The following is a 21,731-nucleotide window of genomic DNA, read 5'->3' as shown; positions in this document are numbered from 1 at the left end:
AATGTCAAAGCTTTTTCAGAAAACTCTCTTAGGAATAATATTTCTCTTTGCTATCATATTTGTCACTATAAGTATTTTTTCTGGCTGGCATCTTTATAATAATCTCACTGAAGAATACAAATCAAAAGGAACTGCTATTGCAAGCAGCATTGCCTCATCTTCTGCTGAAACCATTCTCAATCTTGATTCAGCCACTGTTCAGGCTATGATAGACCAATTTCTTGAAATTGAAGGAGTTTCATATGTTTTCGTTGTTGACTCAACAGGTGAAATAATTTCCCATACATTTATTCCAGCAATTCCTGAAGAGATTAAAAAAATTGCTCAGATACACAAAAGAGGCATAAAAGATGTAAGTATTTATGGGGCAGGAGATTTTTTAGATATAGTATCTCCAATCACAGAAGGAGCTGTGGGTTATGTTCATGTGGGCATGAATAAAAACAACATTAATCAAAAAATGTGGGCTGTGCTTGGCAAGCAGCTTACACTTCTTTCTTTAATTTTTATTTTCAGTGTTTTTCTTGCATATTTTATGGTAAACAAAATATCCCAGCCACTTAATCAGTTGACTGAATATGCCAAAAAACTACTTGCCCATGATTTTGACGCTAAGGTAGATATTAAATCAAAAGATGAGATAGGCCTTCTTGCCAATACAATGCAATCAATGGCGAATAATATAAACGAAGTATTTGACAGATATGAGTTTGCTCTTAAAGATGCTGTTGTTGAGCTTCAGGATACTCTTGCCTATCTGACTACTATAATTGACAACATGGCAGATGGACTTATTGTTGTTGACAAAGATGGAGTAATTAATCACATTAATCCTGCTGCTTCAGAGATGTTTGGTAAAGCAGAGTTTGAAATGATAGGTAAAAATGTAGAAATTCTTGGAAAGGAGCTTGATAAATTGGCAAAAAAATCACTTAATACTGAAGAAGTTGTCTCCACTGAAATAAATCTTGTTAATCAAAGAATTGGAAAGGCGGTTGCAAAAAGCATTAAAAAAGAGTATTTTTCTGAAGAATCAGAGGCAAAAGGAATTCTTGGTTCTGTTATCTTAATAAGAGATATTACTCAGGAAAAAGAAGTTGATAGACTTAAAACTGAGTTTATCACAGTGGTAAGCCATGAATTAAGAACTCCTCTTACTTCAATACTTGGGTTTATTGAGATGATAAATAAAAAATTTGTTGAAAATATTCTCCCCCATCTTGATCTTAATGATTCAAAGTTATCCAAAGCAGTAAGCAAGATTAACAAAAATTTTAACATCATTTTTTCTGAAGGAGAGAGGATAACTTCATTGATAAATGATGTTCTTGACATTTCAAAACTTGAGTCAGGTAAGGCTATATGGAATTTCACAGAGATTTCATTAAATGAAGTCATAACAGATGCATACAAGGCTGTTTCATCACTTTTTGAACAGAAAGGACTTCCCTTCTATATGGAGATTCAACCAGGCCTTCCAGAGATAAATGCTGATAAAGAAAGACTTATTCAGGTTGTTATTAATCTGCTATCAAATGCATTAAAATTTACTGAGAAAGGATATGTAAAATGCAAAGCACAGCTTAATGGAGATGAGATCCTTGTATCTGTGGAAGACACTGGCATAGGAATTCCTGAAGAAGAAAAAGACAGGATTTTTGAGAAATTTAAACAAGTTGGAGACCTGATAAGAGGCAAACCAAAAGGAACAGGATTAGGACTTCCAATTTCAAAACAGATTGTAGAAGCTCATGGAGGAGAAATCTGGGTTGAAAGTCAATTGGGCAAAGGTAGCATCTTTTATTTTACGATCCCTTTAAAAAGAAAGGAGGAAGGCATTGAAAATATTAATAGTTGATGATGAACCTATCATAAGAGAATTAATTCTTCAAATAATTGATGAAATAGAGGACATTGATATTCAAGCAATAGAAGCCTGTGACGGAGAAGAAGGTCTTGAATTAATAAAAAAGGAAAAACCTGATATAGTGTTATTAGACATTATGATGCCAAAGATGAGCGGGTTTGAAGTTTGCAGAGTTTTACAAAAACAACCTCCTTCATGGAACATGAAAATTGTTATGCTTACAGCAAAGGGGCAAGAAGTAGACAAACAAACAGCTAAAGAATTAGGAGTTAAGTGGTATGTTACCAAACCATTTAGAATAGATGATATAATAAAACTTTTAAGAGAACTTGCAGAGGAGGTATGAATTGACTGCTGAAAAGTTTTTTATAACTGCTGAGGAGGCTTTACTTGTAATAGTTGATATGCAGGAAAAGCTTGCCAGAGCTATGAAAGAAGAGATTATTGAGAGAACAATAAAAAATATCACTGTTTTAATTGAGCTTTGCAAGCTTTATCAAATTCCTGTTGTTTTTACTGAGCAGTATCCTAAAGGATTAGGAAAAACTCTTGAGCAAATAGGAAATCTTTTAAGTGAACAAGCTATTGAAAAAATATATTTTAGCTGTTTTGGAGAAGAAAAATTTGCCATTAAAATAAGAGAACTTGGCAGGCAAAAAATCATTCTTACTGGAATGGAAACCCATGTATGTGTATGTCAAACAGCACTTGACTTTCTTTTAAGGCATTATTATGTTTTTGTACCATGTGATGCTGTGTGTAGCAGAAAAAAACAGGACTGGGAAATCGGGATTAACCTTATGAAAGATGCAGGAGCAGTAATAACATGCACTGAAACATTAGTATTTCAAATTCTAAAAAAAGCCGGAACAGATGAGTTTAAAAAAATGCTGGAGTTTATAAAATGATTGATCTTCACATTCACAGTGTTTTCAGTGATGGAGAATTAATTCCAGCAGAAATCATCAGAAGAGCTGAAGCAATTGGTTACAGAGCTCTTGCAATCACTGATCATGTAGATCCATCAAACATTGATTTTATTGTTCCAAGAATTGTAAAAGTAATGGAGAAAATTCAGCCTTTTACTGCTTTAACTTTACTTCCAGGTGCAGAACTCACGCATGTTTGTCCTGAGATTATTCCTGATTTAGTAAAACAAGCACGCATGCTTGGTGCAAAAATAGTTATTGTTCATGGTGAGACTCTTGTAGAACCTGTTAAAGAAGGAACAAACATGGCAGCTTTGCAGTCAGACATTGATATACTCGCTCATCCTGGTTTGATAACTGAACAAGAAGCAGCTCTGGCAGCAGAACGAAATATATATCTTGAGATTACATCAAGAAGAGGTCACAGTTTGAGCAATGGTCATGTTGCACGGATTGCCTTAGACAAAGGAGCAAAACTTGTTATTAATACTGATTCCCATTCGCCCATGGATCTTATTTCAAAAGAATTTGCTATAAAAGTATTAAAAGGTGCTGGCTTAACAGAAAAAGAAATTCATAAAGTATTTCAGAATATGGAAGAAATCGTAAGGAGGAAAGTTTCATGAAACAAAAGGTAGAAGATGTAGAAACCCTTAAGGAAAAATTATTTGCTCAAAAAAAGAAGCTTGTAATAGGAATGTTTATATTTCTTGGAATAGCTGTTTTAATAGCAGGTTTTTATATTTACAATATTAAACAGGAAAGCGATGCAAAAGAGCTTGAATATGAAGCATATAAAGCATTGTTTCAAAAGAAATTTTCTCAGGCAGGTGATTTATTTGCAAAAGCCTATGAAAAAAAGAAAAAAATCATTTATCTTTTGAATGCTGGATATTCTTACTCCTTAGCAGAAGACCAGAGAAAAGCTATTGAGTATTTAAATAAAGTAGCAAACTCTGATGATGAGAGTTTTTCAAATCTTGCAAAATTTAAAATTGCAATGATTTATCTTAAAAATAATGAAAAACAGCAGGCAATTAAAACTTTAAAGGAGATTGTAAATAGCAGATCAACTGTAATGAAAGATGTTGCTTTATTTGAATTGGCAAAAATTGACAACAAAGAAGAAGCAAAAAAGTATTATGAAGAAATTATCAACAAATTTCCTTCTTCTGAATTAATTGGAATTGCCAAAGAGGAATTGCAAAAATTACAAAGTAATAACTAATTTATGCTTTTTTCTTAATTTTTTTGACCTGTTTACTCTTATTTTTTATTTTTTTGTTTTTATTTTTTACAGGCTTTTTTTCGTAAAACTTATCTTCCTTTGAACGTGTAAATTTGTCATTTGGAGGAATCATTATTACAGTTCCAGGTTTGAGATTTTTAAAAATTTCCGTTCCGTTCATTTCATAAAGAACAGTGGTAGAGTAACCTGTTTTCCTGGCAATTTTATAAACCGTATCACCTTTTTTTGTTATATACTTATCATAACTGAATCTTTTTTCAGCGGGTATATTTTCAAAATTGGAAAGAAAAATATCTTTTTTGCCTTCAGGAATTCTGATAATGTATTGTTTAACATTCATTGGAGTAGACCATCTTTTAAGTTCTGGATTTAGTTCTTTAATGGTATTTACATTAACTTCTGCACACCTGGCAATTACATCAAGATCAGTAGGAGAAGGGATTACAACCTCATCATATGTAAGCACTTTATGTTCTTTTATATTTTCAAAGCCAAAGTTTTCAGGTTGTTTGGCAATTGTTATCGCAGCAATGTATTTGGGAACATAATTTTTTGTTTCCTTTGGTAAATACTTTGTATTAAGAAGCATCCAGTAGTCATTCTCTCCAACCCTATTTACGGCTTTATAAATTCTGCCTTCACCAGCATTATAAGCTGCCAGAGCTAAAGACCAGTCTCCAAACATTTTGTAAAGGTCTTTAAGATATTCTGCAGCAGCAACAGTTGATTTAATTGGATCTTTTCTTTCATCTCTCCACCAGTCAACTATTAAACCATACCTTTTTGCAGTGCTTTCAATGAACTGCCATGGACCAACTGCTTTTGCTCTTGAGCGAGCATTCATATTAAATCCACTTTCTATTAAAGGCAAATAAACAAGGTCTTCAGGCAATCCTTTTTCAACTAATATTTCTTTCATTTTTTCAATATACTTTGTAGAGCGACTGAGCCATACAGAAAACTTTTCTTTTAATTTTTCTGAAAATAAACTAATATGCTTCTCTACCTTTCCAATAAAGCTTTCTTTTGTATCTGGTAAAAGTTTAAAATCTTCAGTACCTGAAAATATTACTTCATTTTTTTCGTCCTGTTTAAAAGAAGCAGTATCTTTATTATCTTCAGAATAACACAGATTTGAAAAAGCAAAAATAAAAAGGATGATTAACACCATCTTTTTCATAACTATTTTTTATACCCTAAAACATGTTATTTTTTCAACCTCTTGTTCTGTAAAATTTGGCATTTTCATTTATTTTTTTGCTATAATTTTTTTAGCCCCCTTAGCTCAGTAGGATAGAGCACAGGTTTCCTAAACAATAGAACAATCCCAGCAAACCCTCAAAAATCCTTATTTTTAGCCAAATTGTATGTATTTTCATATTGCTAAGAATATGTTAGTATTCCGTTAGTATGTGGTGATATAATTACGGTTTTATTACAGTGTATTAGGGTTTACCTGTGGCACCAGAGTTAGCGCATTGTGGATTGCTACAATGCCCCTAGAATCGATTTTTTACCTTGGGGAATATTATCCTATACTCCCACACAAAAAAACGAAAATAAGGGCATTCTACGCATTCAGAAGTGCCACAGGTAAACCCTGTGGCACCAGAGTTAGTGTTTTAGTGATTTCATCTTACCTTTGAAGGGGTGGGCTTTCCCGGCGGTTCCTTCTAATCTAGCGAGATAATTAGGATAGGTTAGATATTCTATCATACTTTCGACTAAAGCATTCCTGGATTTCTCGGAGGTCAAGATTTCTTCAAAAGAAAGATAGCAGAAGATATTAGTGTTTCTAATCATTTCATTCATGACGTCTATTACAGCTTTGGTATCCATAGAAAATCCTTTTGCAGGAGTTATGATGGTTTTAGCTTCAGAAAGGTTAAAGGGCATGGAAAAATCGATTATTTCCCCGGTAATATCTTTTGGCATTAAAGTAGGAGAGGCCATAACGTCTTGCATAGTCTTTATAGTGATGTAATATTTTGTGGTAGGCACAAGCATAGTTATCACCCCACCATTCACTACTATGTCGTATACTATCCCAGAAACAGGAAAAGAATGTATTTGTGTAACTTTAAATGGTGCTCCAAAAATTACATCGCCAATTTCAGTTGGTACTGTCCCTGTACCTAAAAAGAAGTTAAACGTTGCTCTTTCGTTTGTTAGCTTTAACGTTTCCTGTGCTATCTTACATTGTATCAATTTTTCATCTCCACTTGTTGCTTTTATACAAGATTTTCCAAGAGATCTAATGCGTGCCTCTTCGGCACGTACTACTCCGATTAAAAACGATACCCGCTTTAGATCCACACAACCTCCCTTTCTTTCTTTCCGTGCCTTTTCAATTTCTTCAGCACACTTTTTTACTGCATCAGGATTATTCTTTTGTTTTTGTATACATATTTTATGCGCAGTAATATATCTACCAATTTCTACTGCTGCTAAGAATTTGTCCTCATAAGACATATCTATTGATGGTTGTGTAAGATAATCTTTAACCATTTTTTCAAACAGACCTTCTTTACCTATTCGTTCTACTTCCTTTTCTGCTTCTTTTTGTTCTTGCATTATGTGTTCCTGTTCTTTATGAACATCCTGAATAATAGCATCCCACCCAGCAAATGTAGTGTTACAAAACATTAACAATGAAATTATCACTAACACAAATAAAATCATTTTCCCTCCTTTCTTGGAGTAAACAATGTATCTGGATTTAGTGTTCTAAGCTTTTTTATAAGCTCAACAGGATCAATATCAATAGGTTTATCCCTATAAATATTGTCGCCGTACAAATCCATTTTGATATTGTCTTTAAGCCACTGCAACAGATTTTTTCTCCATAGCGGTATATTTGAATCAAATTGGTCATTGATTGAGTGAACTAGATATATAACATCTGGCGCAATGTGTTTCAGTATATAGCTTTTCCCTGGTTCATATAGATAATCCTCTTTGTATTTCATGATAGCATTTATGTTTTCGAGAAGCATTACCACAGTAGCCTCTTCAATATTTTTTGGTCCTGCCACTCTAGTATATCCTCCAAAATACGTAGAAAGACATTGTGAAAATTGTGGATCATCTATTGAATAGAGATTTTCGTTAAGTTTTAATTGGTGGTCTGCACAAAACAGTGACATATGAGATTCCTTTATTTTCTGATACAACTCTTTAAAGACATTACTGTCTTTTTCCTCGTTTTTTTCTTTTGGTTTAAGAAACCGTTTAAGCCTTTCATCCATAATTTTATTAACCTCATATAGAGAATCAAAGTTATCTACCAAAAAGTCAAATATCTTTTTCATATTGCCTCTTAATAAAAAGAGTTTCATATGGTTTTTTGCTGGATAGAACACTGCAAAACACCCTCGTTGTGTAGTAGGTCCATACACATAGCATAGTGGAGTTTTGATCACATATGGCATCACTACTAAAAAACCGGTTTGTTTGTCATATACCGCTTGTCCTTCATAGAATTCATCAGTAAAGTAACAAAAAGCACCTGGGATTCCTACTCCAGATGGCACTCTGTCAAATATTAATCCTCGAAACAAACCTACTATATCACGGTCAAATTTTATGGCAGCTGTGCAACCATACCGTCTATAATCTCTAAAAAGTTTACCAGGTGTGGGACATTCCCAATAGTTTTTCTGTTTATTAAACTTAAAATAATCTGGAGCATAACAATGACCTCCACGTATGATTTTCAGATTAGGAGATTCAAAGATAGGATCTGGTTTATAAGCAAAAGAAGGTAGAGAACACCCACTAACTATGACAACTAAACATACTATTATCAAAAATCTTTTCATTTTACACCTCCTATTTTTTATGTTCTTTTTCAAAATCTTTCATTTGTTTTTCAAATTCCTTTTCAAATTCCATAGTTTTTTGCTCTCGTTCCTTTTCCTTAGCTTTGAGCGATTGTAATTCTGCGTCTGCTTCCTTGGCCCTCTCTGCGTATTTTTGTTTTTGCTCCTGTGTTTTGGCCAAATCCATTTCCGTTTCATTCCAAACCCGTTCAAATTGTGCATCCTCAGTCTTTACTTCCACATCTATCTGACTCTGTTTAATAACAACATAGTAAAAAATTATGGCCAAAACAGGAGCGGTGACTATCATAATTTTGATAAGTGTTCCCATATCTCACCTCCTAGTGAATTCCTGACAAAAGAAAAGATGGTGATACTGTTTGTTTACCACTTTTAACAATCTCTACTGCTTTTTTCCTCACCAGCGTTGCTTCTTTTGTCTTACCTTGACTTTCTAACTCCTCTATATACTTGGTTACTTCATCTATCCAGCGTGCATACTTTGAGTTGGTTTTGGATTGCTCCAAAGATGCTAAGTAGCTCCAGGCTCTGTTAACCTTAAAACTACCATGGTATCCTGCAAATTTTGTGCCATACCACTCTATCCCGTATGCGATTAGCTGAGGGATGGTTTGAATCGTAATCTGGGTGGATCCACATTTCACAACATTTGGTTGCCCTTGAAAAACACAAGAGCTATTGTCCTGTAGTATTCGTTCATATATACGTTTTATCGTTTTATTCGTAATTCCACCATATACGGCTCTATCCAGTGCAGCATTTGCAAGTGTCACAAAATCATCATATCCGATACCTTTTACCACGGTGTTTGTGCCTCTGGAAAGAGAGGCCTTAAGGGACGAAAGGTCCTGTGTAAGATATAGATACGCCTGAGCAATCACAGCACCATAGAATGCCATGCAATCTCTGTATTGTCGGATTTTACTTTCATCTACTACATCTCCTACAGGCATATAATTTTGTCCTGCCATATTGTAGTATTGTGCTTTTATGGCATCTATTATACCGTAACCTGCCTCGACATTTAAACCTAAATCATACGGTGTTAAGGGGTGTGTAACCAACTTGCAAGCATTAAACATAGTTCCGGTTTCAGATTCAAGAGTAGCAATGCGATCCATAAAAACCGCCTCAAGTGGTAGTGTTATCTCCGCCCCTGCCCCTGTAGTATCCTGCCATGCCTGTTTATCACTCTGGCTTTCTATTGTTTCTGTTCCTGTAGCCTGAGTATGTGCTCTTTTTCTACCCTTGCTCGTTTTCTGTTCCAACGTTTTTTTCTGTGTTTGTGATTGCTCTTTGCCATGCTTTTTAAATTTACCCGTGTCAACGTTTGTATCCATAGCAAAAACAGGGACAGTCAGAAGCAATATAGTTAGCACTATTGTTATTTTCTTTTTAAACATATAATACCTCCCCTTTAAAAAGTTTTTCAAGGTGCGGTTTTGGTTTTAACCGCACCTTGAATAGGCTAACGCCTAGTAGCTTGAATTATGAAATCTCCATCTTCAAACTTGCATGTTACACCAGCTTCAGTTGGCTTTTTGCTTCCTACATCGGTATGCACTCGCGTAAGTGCCATCTGGAACTCCTTCATGTTTGGTTCAGTTAGCATCCCTTGAAAGATTTTTGTGGCATTTTCTAACACAGGTCTCACGTTAGCAAAAATTGTAAAATCTGCACTATGTTTTGACTTTACCCCTAAAAACCCAGGGGTCTTAGCCCAGTATGTGCATGGTATTTTGTAATTCGTGTCATCAGCGAAAGCAAAAGCAATACCAAGCAATAGCACTGCCATCACAAATATCCCTATACCTATCATGTCTAACACATTCACCTTCACTTTTCATCACCTCCTTTCTTGTGTTTCTAATAAATATATGCAGGTTTCAACATTCTTTTTCCTCCAGTTCAGGTTCTTTAATTGCCTGCATGTCCAAGACAAAGTCTGGTTTCATGATAAACGACGGATTTTTGGTAGGGTAGTGTTTGTATGTGAACTTGGTTTGGGTCCAGGGGTAGTTTGGCAACTTTAAAAAGGCAGTCAGGTCTGGTATGTTCTGAAGCTCCGATGGTAAGACAACCTTTTCCGTTACACGTCTCCGCTGTATCGAGATACCATCCCTCATATCTTCAGGTCCCATGGAATATCCTTCCTCAGGTCGTATGACTTCAGCCTCGCCTATTTTTTCACTCAAAAACCTGGCAGTCTCCGGGTCAGCTACGCTAAATACAAGGTTGCTACCGCACGCATTCACTATGGCCTGTCTGAGGGCAGGTGTGTATATCTTGTCTAACTGCCCTACGTCCTGGATGCCCACCCAAACACTACCGCCTTTGCTTCGGGATAAGGTTAACAACTGAACAATAGTAGATAGCCTTTGCAGTGTTCCAAACTCATCAATGATGAAAAAAATACGTCTGTTCAAATCATCAGGCAGCGACAGCAATTTGCGTCCCATCAGGTCCAAAAACAATGACAAAATAGGTCTCAAGGTATCCTTGATATCGCTGTAGCTAGTAATGAATATAAACCCGCCTTGCGGATCCTCCAGCCACCTGCGGATGGAAAAATCACCGCCCGCACGGGCCATAAACTCAAAACTCTTTACATACTGCATCATCACTGCAAACACAGACATCGCCTGTTTACTGCTGGCATCCTCTATATAGCGATAGCCTCTTTCTCCACCTTTGGTATTCTTAAGCCAGATAGCTATATCTCCCCCCGGGGCAGTCACAGCATTCCATATATCCATATTTGTTTTCGCGTTGTTTTGCCATAAGTAGTGTAATATCCCAGCAAAAACATCTCTGGCTGCGTCGTTCCAAAACGGATCGGCCATGTATGGAGGTGGGATAAGTGAGTGTGCCACAGCATCTATATCCATATGGGTGGATATTTCATTAAAAATGTTCCATCCCAGGCAGCGTGTGTCAAGAGGATTAAACAAGATATCGGTGGATGGATCATAAAATTTAGATACATAGTCACCTTTGAAATCATATATCACACCCTTTACCTTCCTCTCTTTCAACCGCTCTATCACCTGGGATAAAGCCACAGTTTTTCCGACACCTGGCCTTCCAACGATAAACATGTGTTTTACCTCTGCAGAAACCGGCATTTTAAACGATCCAAGTGGTAGATCACATTCTTCTTTAATCATTCTCTGTATCTCGTCTCTATCCAAAACTCTCGCCCCTCGTATGTAAACATCTTCTGCTTGTTTCTCTGCCCGGTGTTTGAAATAACGTATTGCAAATGGAAACAGCAACCATAACCAAAAGGACATAGCAAATATCCATATGCTTTTTTTAAGCAACACCAACAAAGCAGGGAGTAGTGCAGACGGCCATGTGAAATGAGACAGACTACTCCAGGCATACTTTATAACAAGTGACCATGTTGTCCTATACATGATGTAACTAAGCAGCAGTGTTATCACCATGTGCGCAAAAAGAAAAGCGATGGTGACATACGTCACCATCTTCGCCCGCATTTTTAAAGCTGATAGCCAAGTTTCAAAACCCTTGAATGTCTCCTGTTTCTCCTGTCGCATGTTACCTCGCAACATACCACCGTTTTTTTGGTTTGATATACACTATTTTAAATAGATCATTTCCTCCTGCCAACGTAAGTATACATGCATTCTGAATGTGCTCATCATCTACCACTTCTAGGCCGTATTTTTTAAAAATAGTGTCCAATTTTTTATGATCAAAACCCCTAAAAAAGTTTAAATCTTCAATTACCATGTCTATTATGTCGATATACATATTACCCCCCCTATAAAATGCCTGCCCTAACATGAAGACAAAGTCTTCTATATTGCTAGGGTCAGGACTTACCTAAAGCTCTCATCACTGCTTCTTTTATTACCTCCGCTGGAGTATTCTCAATATCCTTGATGGACATGATTACTTTGCCCAATTTCGCAGCCTGTGCCTCTTCAATCTTCTTAGCTTCCTCAAGAAACTTTTTGGCCATTTCCCGCAACTCCTGGGGAGTCTTCTTTTTCACTTTTCATCACCTCCTTTCTTAAGAAGTTCACTCTTCTATACCTAGCTTTCTCTCAAATTCACGAATACGAGATTGGCCAAAAGATGGTTGCATTTCCAGAAAAAGCCTCAAAAATGTCTTAATCCACACCACATCCTTAGTCATACTACGCATAGCACCTTCAAGCTGTGCCATAACAGCCACCACTTCTGATATGTTATCCTCATTTTTTCGTAAACCAAGCTCAATCAGATATCGCACCATTTCTGTTGGATTTTTACCAACTGTTGCTTCCGTGATCCTTTGCCACTCGGAATCTGAAAATCGCACTGTTACCTTCTTTGCCATTTCTTCACCTCCTACAATATATATGCACCAAAAACAGTATTTTTTCCCTGCCAGCAATGCTGGCATGGATGCACTTAAAAGTGCTGGCACTATAAAAAGCCTTGTCTATTCTGGTGGTGCACTATGTATTTTGGACTGGCATACTGGCAAGGTGCCAGTACTGCAACTACAGGAAATACCTATAAAAACAGGCAACAGTGCTGGCACTAGATGCAACGGTCAGTTGCGTTGGGTGTCATTGCTGAAGCGGGAGATAGGAGAAAACAAAGAAAGAGGAGGCACACAGGAATTTCGGCATGCACGGGATCAGGAGAAAACCATGGAAGAGGAACAGAAAAAACAGCCCTTCCGATAGGTATAGCATACGATCTGATGGGTTCTGACTAAAGTGCTTGACAAATCAAGGTAAAACTTCCGTGACGAAATTATTTCGTCACGGTGCGGTAGCCTCAGCAAAAGACGGTTGACATGTGGAAATTATTTCCACATGTCAGGAGTAAAACTATAGCAAAAATGTGCAAATGCACAATTCTGCTAGTTTGCAGATAACCATATTTGTTACAGTTCCCTGTCCCGCCCGGAGCTATAACCCTTTTCAGTTTGACAGCTAGTTTCTTTTGCGTAATCCAGGGTGCTGGATTTAGTCACCTCGTTTTTCATTTGCTCAGTGAATCTCTCCTTGCTGTCTGTATATATCCGTATATCAGTTTTCCCCCTTGTTAGGGCAACGTAGGCCTCGTTGTAGTTCACTCCTTTTTCAGTGTCAGCGTGGTAAATTACCCGTTCAGCTGTCTGACCTTGGCTCTTGTATGCGGTCACGGCATAGCCTCGGTCGATGTAGTTATACTGAGTGACTAGGTTAAATTTTTTCTCCGTTCCATCCTGCATCTTGACTGTTACCCTGCCATCTGCATCAATACTCTTCAATTCCCCCACCTGCCCGTTCTTTACCTCAAGGCCTCGGTCATTTTTCTGAAAAACTATCCGCTCGCCTTTTGCAAAGGATTGCTCTTTTTCAGCATAAACTGCTAACTTATCGCCATCACGCCTGAGGTCAATCTGATAGGTTTTCCCGTCCTTCGTGATTGCTGTGATACGGTGATTTTGGTAGTCCACTTCTATGACTTTTCCCTCTGTCCCTGCCCTGCCCATGAGACCCGCCTTTGAAGAAATTACCACATCACCCACTTGATAATTTTGCGACAAAAGTTTGTCTGGAGCACTGAGATTTTTTGATTCCCTTACGGTGAAAGTATACTCCTTTGAATCCACTACGCCTTGCTTTTGTAACTCAGCATGAATGGCAGAATTCAGCCACGCTTTGTCGGCATTAAGAGCTGTTACCACAATAGTATCCTTTGGCGATGCAATGTAGTCACGCACAATAGCTGTAATGCGGTCATTTTTATCTGCTATTTCCACAATCCGGCCTTTGTTTTCCAATTTTCGGAACGCCTCATCAAACCTCTTTTCAGAGAAGTCCTTAACAGTGGCCTTATAGTTCTCTTCTTGTTGCCTCACCAAGTCCTTCATTTCAACAATCTTCAGCCCTGCCCTTTCCTGTAAATCTTTAAACACCCGGCCCTGCTCAATTGCCTGTAACTGTTTCACATCTCCGATCAGCACGACTTTGACATTCTGTTCTTTTGCTATCTTTAACAACTCGTGCATCTGTTTTGATCCAACCATAGAGGCTTCGTCTAGAATCCATACTTCTTTCCCCTTTGTTATGACATTAGCCGGATTCCTGTATAGCGTAGATGTTTCTCTGGTTACTCCTCCGATAGTGCTTTTTTGGAAAACATATATATCGCCGTTTTGATGATACGTTGTAGATGTGTATGAAACATTTCCTTTCCGGTCTACTTCCCAGTGGGTTTTTTGCAATGCAGCATGGATAGTGCCGTCTGAATATTTGGTGTATACCATATACTCTCTGTTAACCTCTCTATATGTGGATTGCATGCCAATCTTAGATAGTATCTCATTTTTAAAGTTTCGGAACTCATTCATAACCCTATTTTTCCATACATCCCACAGGCTCTTTTCAGCCTTTACTGTCATAACCTTTATCTCGCTGTCATATTTAAGGTGCGTATCCTTAAACCAACTACCTTTTATGGCATTCTGTAAATCCTTTTCAGACACGGGCTGTCTTAGTTTCTCCCATTCTTTTTCGGATAAACGAGATGCCATCCTGGCGTATTCTTCTTTATCCGCAACAACTGGGGGTGAAGTAGTAGGCTTGTATCCATGCAAAAATGAATGCAATGTTTGAGACTTCTCAACGCCAGCATTAATCCTCAGCTCCTCCGTAGCTTTCCCCGTTGGTGCAAAACCTCTCACTGTGTATCCCATAGACTCCAGCTTCTCTCGGACTGCGGCCATGGCTGTTGATTTTCCCGTCCCTGCATCACCCTGAACGAGTATCACGCCATTTTCAGAGGTTAGGATGTGTTCTATAGCCTCTTTTTGTGACTCTGTATATTTTACGCCTTCTGCCTCTTTCTGTGTAATGAAAGATGATACATCTTCCTTGGACATAACTATATCACTTTGCATTGAACGGGCTATTCTGATGGTATCTTTCTCAGCCTTCTGAACTTCTAAAGTGGTGTATATTGCATCAGTATATACTCTGCCACCATTTTTAACCAGCTCGCTACTTTTGAGCATTACAATATCCTTCATATCGTTAATAGTGGCCATTATATCGTGGACTGAGACATCCCCTCTGCTAAGGTTAACTGTTGTCTTCACTAAGTCCTGCTGTGAAAAAACCGACTGGTGCTCAGTTATCGCATCTGCAGCAGTTTTAGCCATTTCATATGCGGTCATTGGGATATATTCCTTCATCTGTTCTTTTGCGCGTTCTACACCGAGCAATATATCTTGCGTGGTTATGCCTATTGTTTGGTTATTCTGCTCGAACCGTTGCAAGATTTGCTCCATGGTCATTGGTATTTTTTCTGGCCGTGTCTCAATAGTAGCTATCCTCTTGAGTTCACCCATACTAGCATCTGGGTATCTTTTTTGCAACTCCACCATGTTTTTCTCCAAATACTCTTTGATTTCAACAACACGCTGTGAATGAGCTTCTATAACCTCCTGGGATATCCCAGCAATTGTGGTATACTCACTCTTCCCTGACTGGCTCAGTTCAAATGCAACAGGTAGCCCAACCTGTTTGGCATGATATGCCAACTGGTTTTCGTATACTCGTTGCAAAACATCAGAATGAAATGCGTCAGAATGGAGAGCTTGCCACTTGCCGGTGTTTTCATTGTATGCCATGTTGAAAATTACCACATGAGAATGAATGTTTACATCCCCTTCCCTATTCACAGTATGATCCACCTTCACAGCTACCATGTTGCCAGTTTTAGTGGGCATGGTTACACCGTCATGTGTTTGCTTCACTTGAATAAGGTTTTTTTCGAGATAATTCAATGTATCTGCTACCGCCATGTCATGAATTTTCTGAACCAACTGGCGGTTCTCTGGAGAAGTCATGGCGTAGACAGAAAAACTTTTGTGAGGAGCAAAAACTATATCCCACCCGGGGCGGTGTTCACCATTTACACCAACCTTAACAAGCTGTTCCCCGTTGACAGGGGAACAACCATTTTTCAACGCTTTATATACCCCCTCATCTATACGTACGCGCACGTCACCAAAGTATTTCCACCCTTCGCCAATTTTTTCTGGTTCAGATATTTTGCCTGTAGTTTCATCCCGTAAATAGTAGTTATCCTTGGCATAATCGGTCATAGAAGCATATACATGCCCTATTGTTACCATCGATCACCTCAAGAACATTACAAACACAAAAACCCAGAATGCCAGTAACCCTCCAATACCGATAATGCTCCACAGCAACACATGTCGTATTATTCTATTTCTGGCTTCTCTGTCTTTCATAAGCTCCACAAATTCTTTCATATTCCCACCTCCTTCTTAGCGTTTTCAACTATCCTGTCTATATCTACGCCTTTCCCACCAACACTCCTGGTGTTTCTACACTGTGCCTGCGGTAAAACTGTTTTTTCTTGAAGCCACTGCTCAATGTCAGACCATCTGAAACGTATCATCTTTCGGGATATCTTTATCACAGGAATTTTTCCTTGTGCTGTCCAGGTATAAAGTCTGTGCATAGTGATACCTAGAATTTCAGCTACTTCTTGAGACGTTAGTAGTTTTTCCTCCATATTGCACCTCCTCTCTATATATATGCATTTTTCATTTGGTTTTTTCCTGGCAAATATAATCACACACTATGGCACCATAGGCACAGCCAGCCAGGCTCTCGTTAAGAGAGCCTGGCTGGCTGTGCCAAACAGCATGCTTGGTTTCATCAGGCGTTCATCTGGTAGCTATGCAAATCAAACAAACATGGCTTTACACTATTTCCAGGGTATATGGTGATACCTGTTTATATGGGTAAAACCCATGAATATGGAGTAAACCTGTTATTTTTGAGTATTTAAAAAAAATTCTTTAAAAGGGGGGCGGTAAGGCTCTTTTAAAGTAAGCCTTACCGCCCCCCTTATTTTTATTTTTTTATTTATAGCAGAGCACCCCTTTTTTAAATAGGGGTGCTCTGCTATAAAAATATATTTATATTTTAAATATAAATATATTTTTTATGTCCTAAAAAATTGCTAAAATGCCTAAAATGTGTGCATTTTTCACAACACGATGGCTTTTTGGTATAACTGCCAAGTGTCTCTTTTCGAGATAACTGCCAAGTGTTTTGTTCTGCCAGGTTCTACTTCTGGAGTGCCACAGGGTGGACTGTGGCACTCCTGTGGAAGTTAGAACACCTCAGATATTTCATACCTTCCGTTGTACTTGTTAGTTTTGACTTTTTTTATAGGTTTTTCATCGTCTTCAAGGTCTTCAGGCATAGGAATAGGGAGTCTAGCATCATATACGCCATGTTCGTTGGTTCTGATAGTCCACTCTTTTTGTATCTTTCCAACATAATTGGATTTCACAATTTCCAAGCGCACTACCTGAACATTGGTTTTTGGCACTATTTCGTTGAAGCAGTTCATCTGCCATCGGGCGGCCGCCGTGAGAGCAGATGCACCTCTAACTGCTGTCCATGATTTGTCATATGCACCCCCTTTGTGAAAGTGGTGTACCAGGAGTATTGTTGTTTGTGTTTCTATGCATATGTTTTTTAAAACCCGCATCAGGTATGACATTTCTACGTTGTTATTTTCATTACAATCGTGGAACATTACCAAAGGGTCTAAAATTACGAGCCTTTGGTTTAGTGCCAGTTGTCTTAGTGTGGATAGAAACGGCCCTTCTATTGGGCCTTCCTTGGACGTGACAATTATGCGAGTGTCTATTTTCATCGCAGAGTATATGTGTAGGTTTAGATCTATGTCTTCTGCTTCTTCCTGTGTAATACCTTCGCTCAGTTTAATATAATGCAACCTGTTGCACAGTATATCTACCGGTTCTTCAGCACATATCATTGTGACAGGTCCTGTCCCATGGACTTTCCATAGCCCGTATGCCACGTCTCTTCCGCTTGCCACTGCGACAGCTATCTGCATAGCTAGCATAGTTTTTCCCACACCAGGGGCGCCAGCCAGCATACCTACGCTCCCAGCAGTCAACCCTGGCAGAATGAAATCTATCTCCACTTCTTTTGCTTCTGCAATGCTTACCCGCTCTAGCATTTTCTCACCCCCATAGTGTTAGCTGTTCTGCATGTGAGGATGAATTTGTATGTGAAGATGAAGTGGTATATATGCCAAAGTGTTTTCTGAGTAGCTGTAGTGCGCTATTTATATACATCCACACCTGTTTATAGGTCATTCCCGTCACATCGGCGATTTCACATATAGAGTACCCATGTGACCACATTTCTAATAGTGTTCTGCTCTGAGGGGATAGTTTTGCCAGTGCTTCCCATACCCTGTCTGATACATCTGTGGAATCCGCAAAATCAGAAATTTCTAATGCTGAAAAGGGTATTTCCCTATGTTGGTATTTACGAGCTATTTTTTTTGCGGTTTCTAACAGATATGATATGGTTTGTTCTTTGCTAGAGTATACAAATTCACCAGACCGGATCTTTTCTAAAAGTATTACCACAGCGTCATGGTAGATATCCTCTCCATCTCCGTTCCATCTTGCCACACAATACGGTTTTACGCTGTTTTCAATCTCCTGCCAGTCGATTTCTTGCATTTCCATGGCCTTTTTTCGGCCAGGTAGGGGGATTTAACCCCATTAAATGGGGTAACTTCTATTTTTGCCTCCACTTCCCCAGATTTGAGAGCCTGTAGGACAGGCTTTGTTTCTTAGTTTTTTGAAAAACCTGCTACAGTGGCAGGTATGCTTTGCTTTTGCTTCCTCCTGATTTTCCCGGTAGGTTTAATTGGCGGGATTTTGACCCTGTTACTGCAGGGTATAGGTTGGTATTTCCTCCTGTGTCCCTTGTCTCTGGCCATACCTCCTTTCTCTTGTTTTTTTTCTTTGTAGCCAAGGGCTACTATATGCATAGTAACATACGTAAGCAAAGTATGTCAAGAGGTATGTTCAACAGCAATCACATATTCTTTGTGTGCTATCTTTTTGTTTTTGGATCTTACACCTAGGTATTCCACTGCTATTCTGTCACCTTTTTTCACCTTTTCTTTTTCCACTAGTGCCTGCAGGACAGTGTTCAACCAGATTGTCACTATTTCCCCAGTATCAGTCATTACATCAATGTAGTTGCTCTCACCAAGAGATGTTATAACTGAACCGATATCCACCACTGTTCCTTCCATCACGTCCCCTATGATGGGACGCCAGAAAAGAGTAGTGTTTTTAATTCTTTCTGCTTTCCTTTGCTCAAGTATTTCCCTGAGATTTGCCATATCCTCACCTCCTCAATAATAATATGCATTTTGTCCACTGTTTTTTCTGCCACCTGGGAAAAAAGTTATTTTAAACGCATATATATGTATGGTATAATACCAGCAAACCGGTCTTTGACAACGAGGGTTTGCTGGGAAATCCTTCAAAAGGAGAGTACCATGGGACTTTACAAGAGAAAAGATTCTTCCATGTGGTGGATGTCCTTCACATATAATAGGAAACAATATCACAGATCCACAGGAACATCAAGTTACAAACTGGCGGAAAAAATTTATGCAAAAGTTATCACCCAAATAACAGAAGGTAAATGGTTTGATCTTGATGAGTCAAAGCAGCACACCTTTGATGACCTCATGGAAAAATTCCTGAAAGAACATGCACCACGGAAAAAGGCATCCACCCACACACGATATATATCAGCCATCAGACATCTCAAAAAAGCGTTAGGTGGTATGCTTCTGGCTGATATAACACCTAAGGTGATTTCAAATTACATGCAGCAACGGCTTGACCAGGGTGTGGCCCCGGCAACGGTTAATAGGGAATTCAGAACATTGAGTATAGCATTCAACCTTGCCTGGAGGCAGTGGGAGTGGGTAAGGGAAAACCCCTGTGCAAAGGTCCAGGCACTTCCAGAGAACAATACCAGGACACGGTATCTGTCATCTGAGGAAGAGGAACGATTATTGAGTGCATCTCAGGGTTATCTGAATGGGCAACTACCTGACATAATTACATTGGCGTTGCATACAGGAATGCGGCAGTCCGAGATCCTGAGTCTTATGTGGAGACACATAGATCTGTTCCGGAAAACTATAACTGTGGAAAAAACCAAAAACAACGAGCCTAGGACTATACCAATGAATAATACTGTGTATTTCCTTTTGCTGAGAAAGGCTAGATCAAAGGTAGTAACAATGACAGAATATGTCTTTCACACAGAGTCAGGAAAAAGCATCCTAAGACGAAACCTGATGAGGGAATTCTACAAAGCTTTGGCTAAGGCAGGTATCCAGGGATTTACATTCCATGACCTTAGGCACACTTTTGCAACCCGACTGGTGCAGTGTGGCGTTGACCTTTACAGTGTGGCAAAGTTGCTTGGGCATAAAGATATATCTAGTACACAGCGATATGCACACCATTCCACTGAGAGTCTCAGACAATTTATTACACTGCTGGATACCAGGAAAAACACCTCAGAAAACACTTCTGAAGGGTTAAAACAATCTTGATAAATATAGAGGTTCGTGTTATATTAAAACAAGTGATGGGGTAATTTATTACGATTTTATTACAGTGATTAACTATATCAATCTCTGTAACTCTTTATTTTTATAGGTTAGCCCCCTTAGCTCAGTAGGATAGAGCACAGGTTTCCTAAACCTGGTGTCGCAGGTTCGATCCCTGCAGGGGGCATATGGATTTTAATAGAGATGATTTATCTTGATTACAATGCAACAACTCCTTTAGAGCCAAGAGTAAAAGAAGAAATAATAAAAACATTTGAAGAATTTGGGAATCCTTCAAGTTCGCATAAATTTGGAAAAAAAGCAAAGGAGATTATTGAATCTGCAAGGGTAAAAGTAGCAAAACTTATTGATGCAGAACCAGAAGAAATAATTTTTACATCAGGCGCAACAGAATCAAACAATCTTGCCATATTTGGTAGAACCCTTTGTTTTAATGGTGGACATATAATTACATCTTCGATTGAGCATCCTTCAGTTGTCAATCCATGTAAACAACTTGCACGTATGGGTTATGATGTTACTTTCCTGCCAGTTAATTCTCAAGGAATGGTTGATCCAGATGATGTTAAAAAGGCAATAAAAAAGGATACAATTCTTGTAACAATAATGCATTCAAATAATGAAACTGGAGTAATTCAGCCAGTAAAGGAGATCGCCGAAATGCTTGCAGAGAAAGAAATACCTTTTCATACTGACTGTGCTCAGAGCATTGGAAAAGTTCGTGTTTCTGTTAGAGAACTTCCTGTTACAATGCTCTCTATTGCTGGACACAAATTTTATGCACCAAAGGGAATTGGAGCGCTTTTTCTGAGAAAAGATTTTTTTATAAAGCCTTTGCTTTTTGGTGCATCCCATGAAAAAGGATTAAGACCCGGGACAGAAAATACTCCATATATTGCAGGAGTAGGGAAGGCAGCAGAAATAATCTATGAAGAATTTGATGAAATAAGCAAGCATCTTCTTGAAGTAACAGAGCCCTTGCTTAAAGGACTCCTTGAAATTTCCAATGCTAAATTAAATGGAGCAGGTTCACCAAGACTTCCCAATACTCTGAATATCTCAATTAAAGGAATATTAGCTGATGAATTTGTTGAAAGACTTTCACAGAAAGTTGCAATTTCAGCAGGCTCAGCCTGTCATGCAGGAGTGAGAAAACCGAGTTATGTTCTGCTTTCAATGGGATTGTCTGAACAAGAAGCTCTTTCTTCAATAAGAATCAGCACTGGTAAATTCACTACATTTCAAGAAGTTATTAATGCCCTTGAAATAATAAAGCAGGAGCTTAACAAAATTTATTGTGCTTCTACCAATTCTTGAGAACGCATTTTTAGCATCTCTTTTACTGTTTTTTTGTTAAT

24 protein-coding genes and 1 tRNA gene are annotated in these 21,731 nt (G+C 38.3%); 8 read left to right on the top strand and 17 right to left on the bottom strand.

Features of this window, described 5'->3' with window-relative positions; all coding sequences use genetic code 11:
• Position 1 precedes the first annotated feature (1 nt).
• Genes V4D31_RS05385 through V4D31_RS05365 form a run of 5 tightly spaced genes read left to right on the top strand, consistent with a single transcriptional unit; the run spans position 2 to position 4,024 of the window.
• Entirely contained in the window at positions 2-1,858 is a 1,857-nt protein-coding gene (locus tag V4D31_RS05385; protein WP_353685440.1) for an ATP-binding protein, read from the top strand.
• The gene (locus V4D31_RS05380) at positions 1,839-2,213 is read left to right on the top strand and encodes a response regulator (RefSeq protein WP_353685439.1); all 375 of its coding nucleotides are present in this window, start codon (positions 1,839-1,841) and stop codon (positions 2,211-2,213) included. Before V4D31_RS05385 ends, V4D31_RS05380 begins: the two co-directional genes overlap by 20 nt.
• Before the next feature lies 1 nt (position 2,214).
• Positions 2,215-2,775 carry an isochorismatase family protein gene (locus tag V4D31_RS05375; protein ID WP_353685438.1) on the top strand — a complete coding sequence of 187 codons (561 nt, stop codon included), beginning with the start codon at positions 2,215-2,217 and terminating at the stop codon, positions 2,773-2,775.
• The gene (locus V4D31_RS05370; RefSeq protein WP_353685437.1) at positions 2,772-3,422 is read left to right on the top strand and encodes a histidinol phosphate phosphatase domain-containing protein; all 651 of its coding nucleotides are present in this window, start codon (positions 2,772-2,774) and stop codon (positions 3,420-3,422) included. Before V4D31_RS05375 ends, V4D31_RS05370 begins: the two co-directional genes overlap by 4 nt.
• The gene (locus tag V4D31_RS05365) at positions 3,419-4,024 is read left to right on the top strand and encodes a tetratricopeptide repeat protein (RefSeq protein ID WP_353685436.1); all 606 of its coding nucleotides are present in this window, start codon (positions 3,419-3,421) and stop codon (positions 4,022-4,024) included. Before V4D31_RS05370 ends, V4D31_RS05365 begins: the two co-directional genes overlap by 4 nt.
• A 1-nt stretch (position 4,025) precedes the next feature.
• Here the strand turns inward: V4D31_RS05365 and V4D31_RS05360 are convergent, their stop codons facing one another.
• The 17 genes from V4D31_RS05360 to V4D31_RS05280 all read right to left on the bottom strand — a co-directional run bounded on the left by V4D31_RS05360 (position 4,026) and on the right by V4D31_RS05280 (position 19,119).
• A complete protein-coding gene (locus V4D31_RS05360; RefSeq protein ID WP_353685435.1) occupies positions 4,026-5,225 on the bottom strand; it encodes a transglycosylase SLT domain-containing protein in 1,200 nt (399 codons plus the stop codon).
• 434 nt (positions 5,226-5,659) lie between these two features.
• Positions 5,660-6,727 carry a hypothetical protein gene (locus V4D31_RS05355; protein WP_353685434.1) on the bottom strand — a complete coding sequence of 356 codons (1,068 nt, stop codon included), beginning with the start codon at positions 6,725-6,727 and terminating at the stop codon, positions 5,660-5,662.
• Positions 6,724-7,866 (bottom strand): hypothetical protein, encoded by a 1,143-nt coding sequence (locus V4D31_RS05350; RefSeq protein ID WP_353685433.1) that lies wholly within the window; start codon positions 7,864-7,866, stop codon positions 6,724-6,726. Before V4D31_RS05350 ends, V4D31_RS05355 begins: the two co-directional genes overlap by 4 nt.
• Before the next feature lie 10 nt (positions 7,867-7,876).
• Positions 7,877-8,197, bottom strand: coding sequence for a hypothetical protein (locus tag V4D31_RS05345; RefSeq protein ID WP_353685432.1), 321 nt, complete (start codon positions 8,195-8,197; stop codon positions 7,877-7,879).
• A gap of 10 nt (positions 8,198-8,207) precedes the next feature.
• Positions 8,208-9,290: a hypothetical protein gene (locus V4D31_RS05340; protein ID WP_353685431.1), complete on the bottom strand. Its 1,083-nt coding sequence runs from the start codon at positions 9,288-9,290 to the stop codon at positions 8,208-8,210.
• A 65-nt stretch (positions 9,291-9,355) separates the two neighbouring features.
• Positions 9,356-9,727 (bottom strand): hypothetical protein, encoded by a 372-nt coding sequence (locus tag V4D31_RS05335; RefSeq protein ID WP_353685430.1) that lies wholly within the window; start codon positions 9,725-9,727, stop codon positions 9,356-9,358.
• A 46-nt stretch (positions 9,728-9,773) separates the two neighbouring features.
• Positions 9,774-11,447, bottom strand: coding sequence for a type IV secretion system DNA-binding domain-containing protein (locus V4D31_RS05330; RefSeq protein ID WP_353685429.1), 1,674 nt, complete (start codon positions 11,445-11,447; stop codon positions 9,774-9,776).
• Between the two features lies 1 nt (position 11,448).
• Positions 11,449-11,664 (bottom strand): hypothetical protein, encoded by a 216-nt coding sequence (locus V4D31_RS05325; protein WP_353685428.1) that lies wholly within the window; start codon positions 11,662-11,664, stop codon positions 11,449-11,451.
• A gap of 61 nt (positions 11,665-11,725) precedes the next feature.
• On the bottom strand, positions 11,726-11,908 hold the full coding sequence (locus tag V4D31_RS05320; protein WP_353685427.1) for a hypothetical protein: 183 nt from the start codon (positions 11,906-11,908) through the stop codon (positions 11,726-11,728).
• A gap of 27 nt (positions 11,909-11,935) precedes the next feature.
• A complete protein-coding gene (locus tag V4D31_RS05315) occupies positions 11,936-12,325 on the bottom strand; it encodes a hypothetical protein (RefSeq protein ID WP_353685426.1) in 390 nt (129 codons plus the stop codon).
• 468 nt (positions 12,326-12,793) lie between these two features.
• The gene (gene mobF, locus V4D31_RS05310) at positions 12,794-16,036 is read right to left on the bottom strand and encodes a MobF family relaxase (protein ID WP_353685425.1); all 3,243 of its coding nucleotides are present in this window, start codon (positions 16,034-16,036) and stop codon (positions 12,794-12,796) included.
• A gap of 3 nt (positions 16,037-16,039) precedes the next feature.
• Complete coding sequence (locus tag V4D31_RS05305) at positions 16,040-16,177, bottom strand: hypothetical protein (RefSeq protein WP_353685424.1); 138 nt, start codon at positions 16,175-16,177, stop codon at positions 16,040-16,042.
• On the bottom strand, positions 16,174-16,443 hold the full coding sequence (locus tag V4D31_RS05300) for a helix-turn-helix domain-containing protein (protein WP_353685423.1): 270 nt from the start codon (positions 16,441-16,443) through the stop codon (positions 16,174-16,176). Before V4D31_RS05300 ends, V4D31_RS05305 begins: the two co-directional genes overlap by 4 nt.
• Before the next feature lie 606 nt (positions 16,444-17,049).
• Entirely contained in the window at positions 17,050-17,931 is an 882-nt protein-coding gene (locus V4D31_RS05295) for an AAA family ATPase (RefSeq protein WP_353685422.1), read from the bottom strand.
• A 4-nt stretch (positions 17,932-17,935) separates the two neighbouring features.
• The gene (locus V4D31_RS05290; RefSeq protein WP_353685421.1) at positions 17,936-18,445 is read right to left on the bottom strand and encodes a sigma-70 family RNA polymerase sigma factor; all 510 of its coding nucleotides are present in this window, start codon (positions 18,443-18,445) and stop codon (positions 17,936-17,938) included.
• A gap of 113 nt (positions 18,446-18,558) precedes the next feature.
• The gene (locus tag V4D31_RS05285; protein WP_353685420.1) at positions 18,559-18,759 is read right to left on the bottom strand and encodes a hypothetical protein; all 201 of its coding nucleotides are present in this window, start codon (positions 18,757-18,759) and stop codon (positions 18,559-18,561) included.
• A 24-nt stretch (positions 18,760-18,783) separates the two neighbouring features.
• Positions 18,784-19,119: a hypothetical protein gene (locus V4D31_RS05280; protein ID WP_353685419.1), complete on the bottom strand. Its 336-nt coding sequence runs from the start codon at positions 19,117-19,119 to the stop codon at positions 18,784-18,786.
• 159 nt (positions 19,120-19,278) lie between these two features.
• Here V4D31_RS05280 and V4D31_RS05275 point away from each other — a divergent pair, with 159 nt between their 5' ends.
• The 3 genes from V4D31_RS05275 to V4D31_RS05265 all read left to right on the top strand — a co-directional run bounded on the left by V4D31_RS05275 (position 19,279) and on the right by V4D31_RS05265 (position 21,690).
• Positions 19,279-20,355: a tyrosine-type recombinase/integrase gene (locus tag V4D31_RS05275; RefSeq protein WP_353685418.1), complete on the top strand. Its 1,077-nt coding sequence runs from the start codon at positions 19,279-19,281 to the stop codon at positions 20,353-20,355.
• Positions 20,356-20,465: 110 nt separating this feature from the next.
• Positions 20,466-20,539: transfer RNA gene (locus V4D31_RS05270), tRNA-Arg, on the top strand.
• Positions 20,540-20,556: 17 nt separating this feature from the next.
• Positions 20,557-21,690, top strand: a complete 1,134-nt coding sequence (locus tag V4D31_RS05265) for a cysteine desulfurase family protein (protein WP_353685417.1) — start codon at positions 20,557-20,559, stop codon at positions 21,688-21,690.
• Positions 21,691-21,731 lie beyond the last annotated feature (41 nt).

This window comes from Thermodesulfovibrio sp. 3462-1, from assembly GCF_040451425.1.
Lineage (GTDB): Bacteria > Nitrospirota > Thermodesulfovibrionia > Thermodesulfovibrionales > Thermodesulfovibrionaceae > Thermodesulfovibrio > Thermodesulfovibrio obliviosus.
This window is presented reverse-complemented; position numbering and strand designations above follow the sequence as displayed.

Coding starts and splice junctions, on each gene's coding strand:
- V4D31_RS05385 (WP_353685440.1), top strand. CDS start 2: ATGTCAAAGCTTTTTCAGAAAACTCTCTTAGGAATAATATTTCTCTTT.
- V4D31_RS05370 (WP_353685437.1), top strand. CDS start 2,772: ATGATTGATCTTCACATTCACAGTGTTTTCAGTGATGGAGAATTAATT.
- V4D31_RS05365 (WP_353685436.1), top strand. CDS start 3,419: ATGAAACAAAAGGTAGAAGATGTAGAAACCCTTAAGGAAAAATTATTT.
- V4D31_RS05360 (WP_353685435.1), bottom strand. CDS start 5,225: ATGAAAAAGATGGTGTTAATCATCCTTTTTATTTTTGCTTTTTCAAAT.
- V4D31_RS05355 (WP_353685434.1), bottom strand. CDS start 6,727: ATGATTTTATTTGTGTTAGTGATAATTTCATTGTTAATGTTTTGTAAC.
- V4D31_RS05350 (WP_353685433.1), bottom strand. CDS start 7,866: ATGAAAAGATTTTTGATAATAGTATGTTTAGTTGTCATAGTTAGTGGG.
- V4D31_RS05345 (WP_353685432.1), bottom strand. CDS start 8,197: ATGGGAACACTTATCAAAATTATGATAGTCACCGCTCCTGTTTTGGCC.
- V4D31_RS05340 (WP_353685431.1), bottom strand. CDS start 9,290: ATGTTTAAAAAGAAAATAACAATAGTGCTAACTATATTGCTTCTGACT.
- V4D31_RS05330 (WP_353685429.1), bottom strand. CDS start 11,447: ATGCGACAGGAGAAACAGGAGACATTCAAGGGTTTTGAAACTTGGCTA.
- V4D31_RS05325 (WP_353685428.1), bottom strand. CDS start 11,664: ATGTATATCGACATAATAGACATGGTAATTGAAGATTTAAACTTTTTT.
- mobF (WP_353685425.1), bottom strand. CDS start 16,036: ATGGTAACAATAGGGCATGTATATGCTTCTATGACCGATTATGCCAAG.
- V4D31_RS05305 (WP_353685424.1), bottom strand. CDS start 16,177: ATGAAAGAATTTGTGGAGCTTATGAAAGACAGAGAAGCCAGAAATAGA.
- V4D31_RS05300 (WP_353685423.1), bottom strand. CDS start 16,443: ATGGAGGAAAAACTACTAACGTCTCAAGAAGTAGCTGAAATTCTAGGT.
- V4D31_RS05295 (WP_353685422.1), bottom strand. CDS start 17,931: ATGCTAGAGCGGGTAAGCATTGCAGAAGCAAAAGAAGTGGAGATAGAT.
- V4D31_RS05290 (WP_353685421.1), bottom strand. CDS start 18,445: ATGCAAGAAATCGACTGGCAGGAGATTGAAAACAGCGTAAAACCGTAT.
- V4D31_RS05285 (WP_353685420.1), bottom strand. CDS start 18,759: ATGCATATAGTAGCCCTTGGCTACAAAGAAAAAAAACAAGAGAAAGGA.
- V4D31_RS05280 (WP_353685419.1), bottom strand. CDS start 19,119: ATGGCAAATCTCAGGGAAATACTTGAGCAAAGGAAAGCAGAAAGAATT.
- V4D31_RS05275 (WP_353685418.1), top strand. CDS start 19,279: ATGGGACTTTACAAGAGAAAAGATTCTTCCATGTGGTGGATGTCCTTC.
- V4D31_RS05265 (WP_353685417.1), top strand. CDS start 20,557: ATGATTTATCTTGATTACAATGCAACAACTCCTTTAGAGCCAAGAGTA.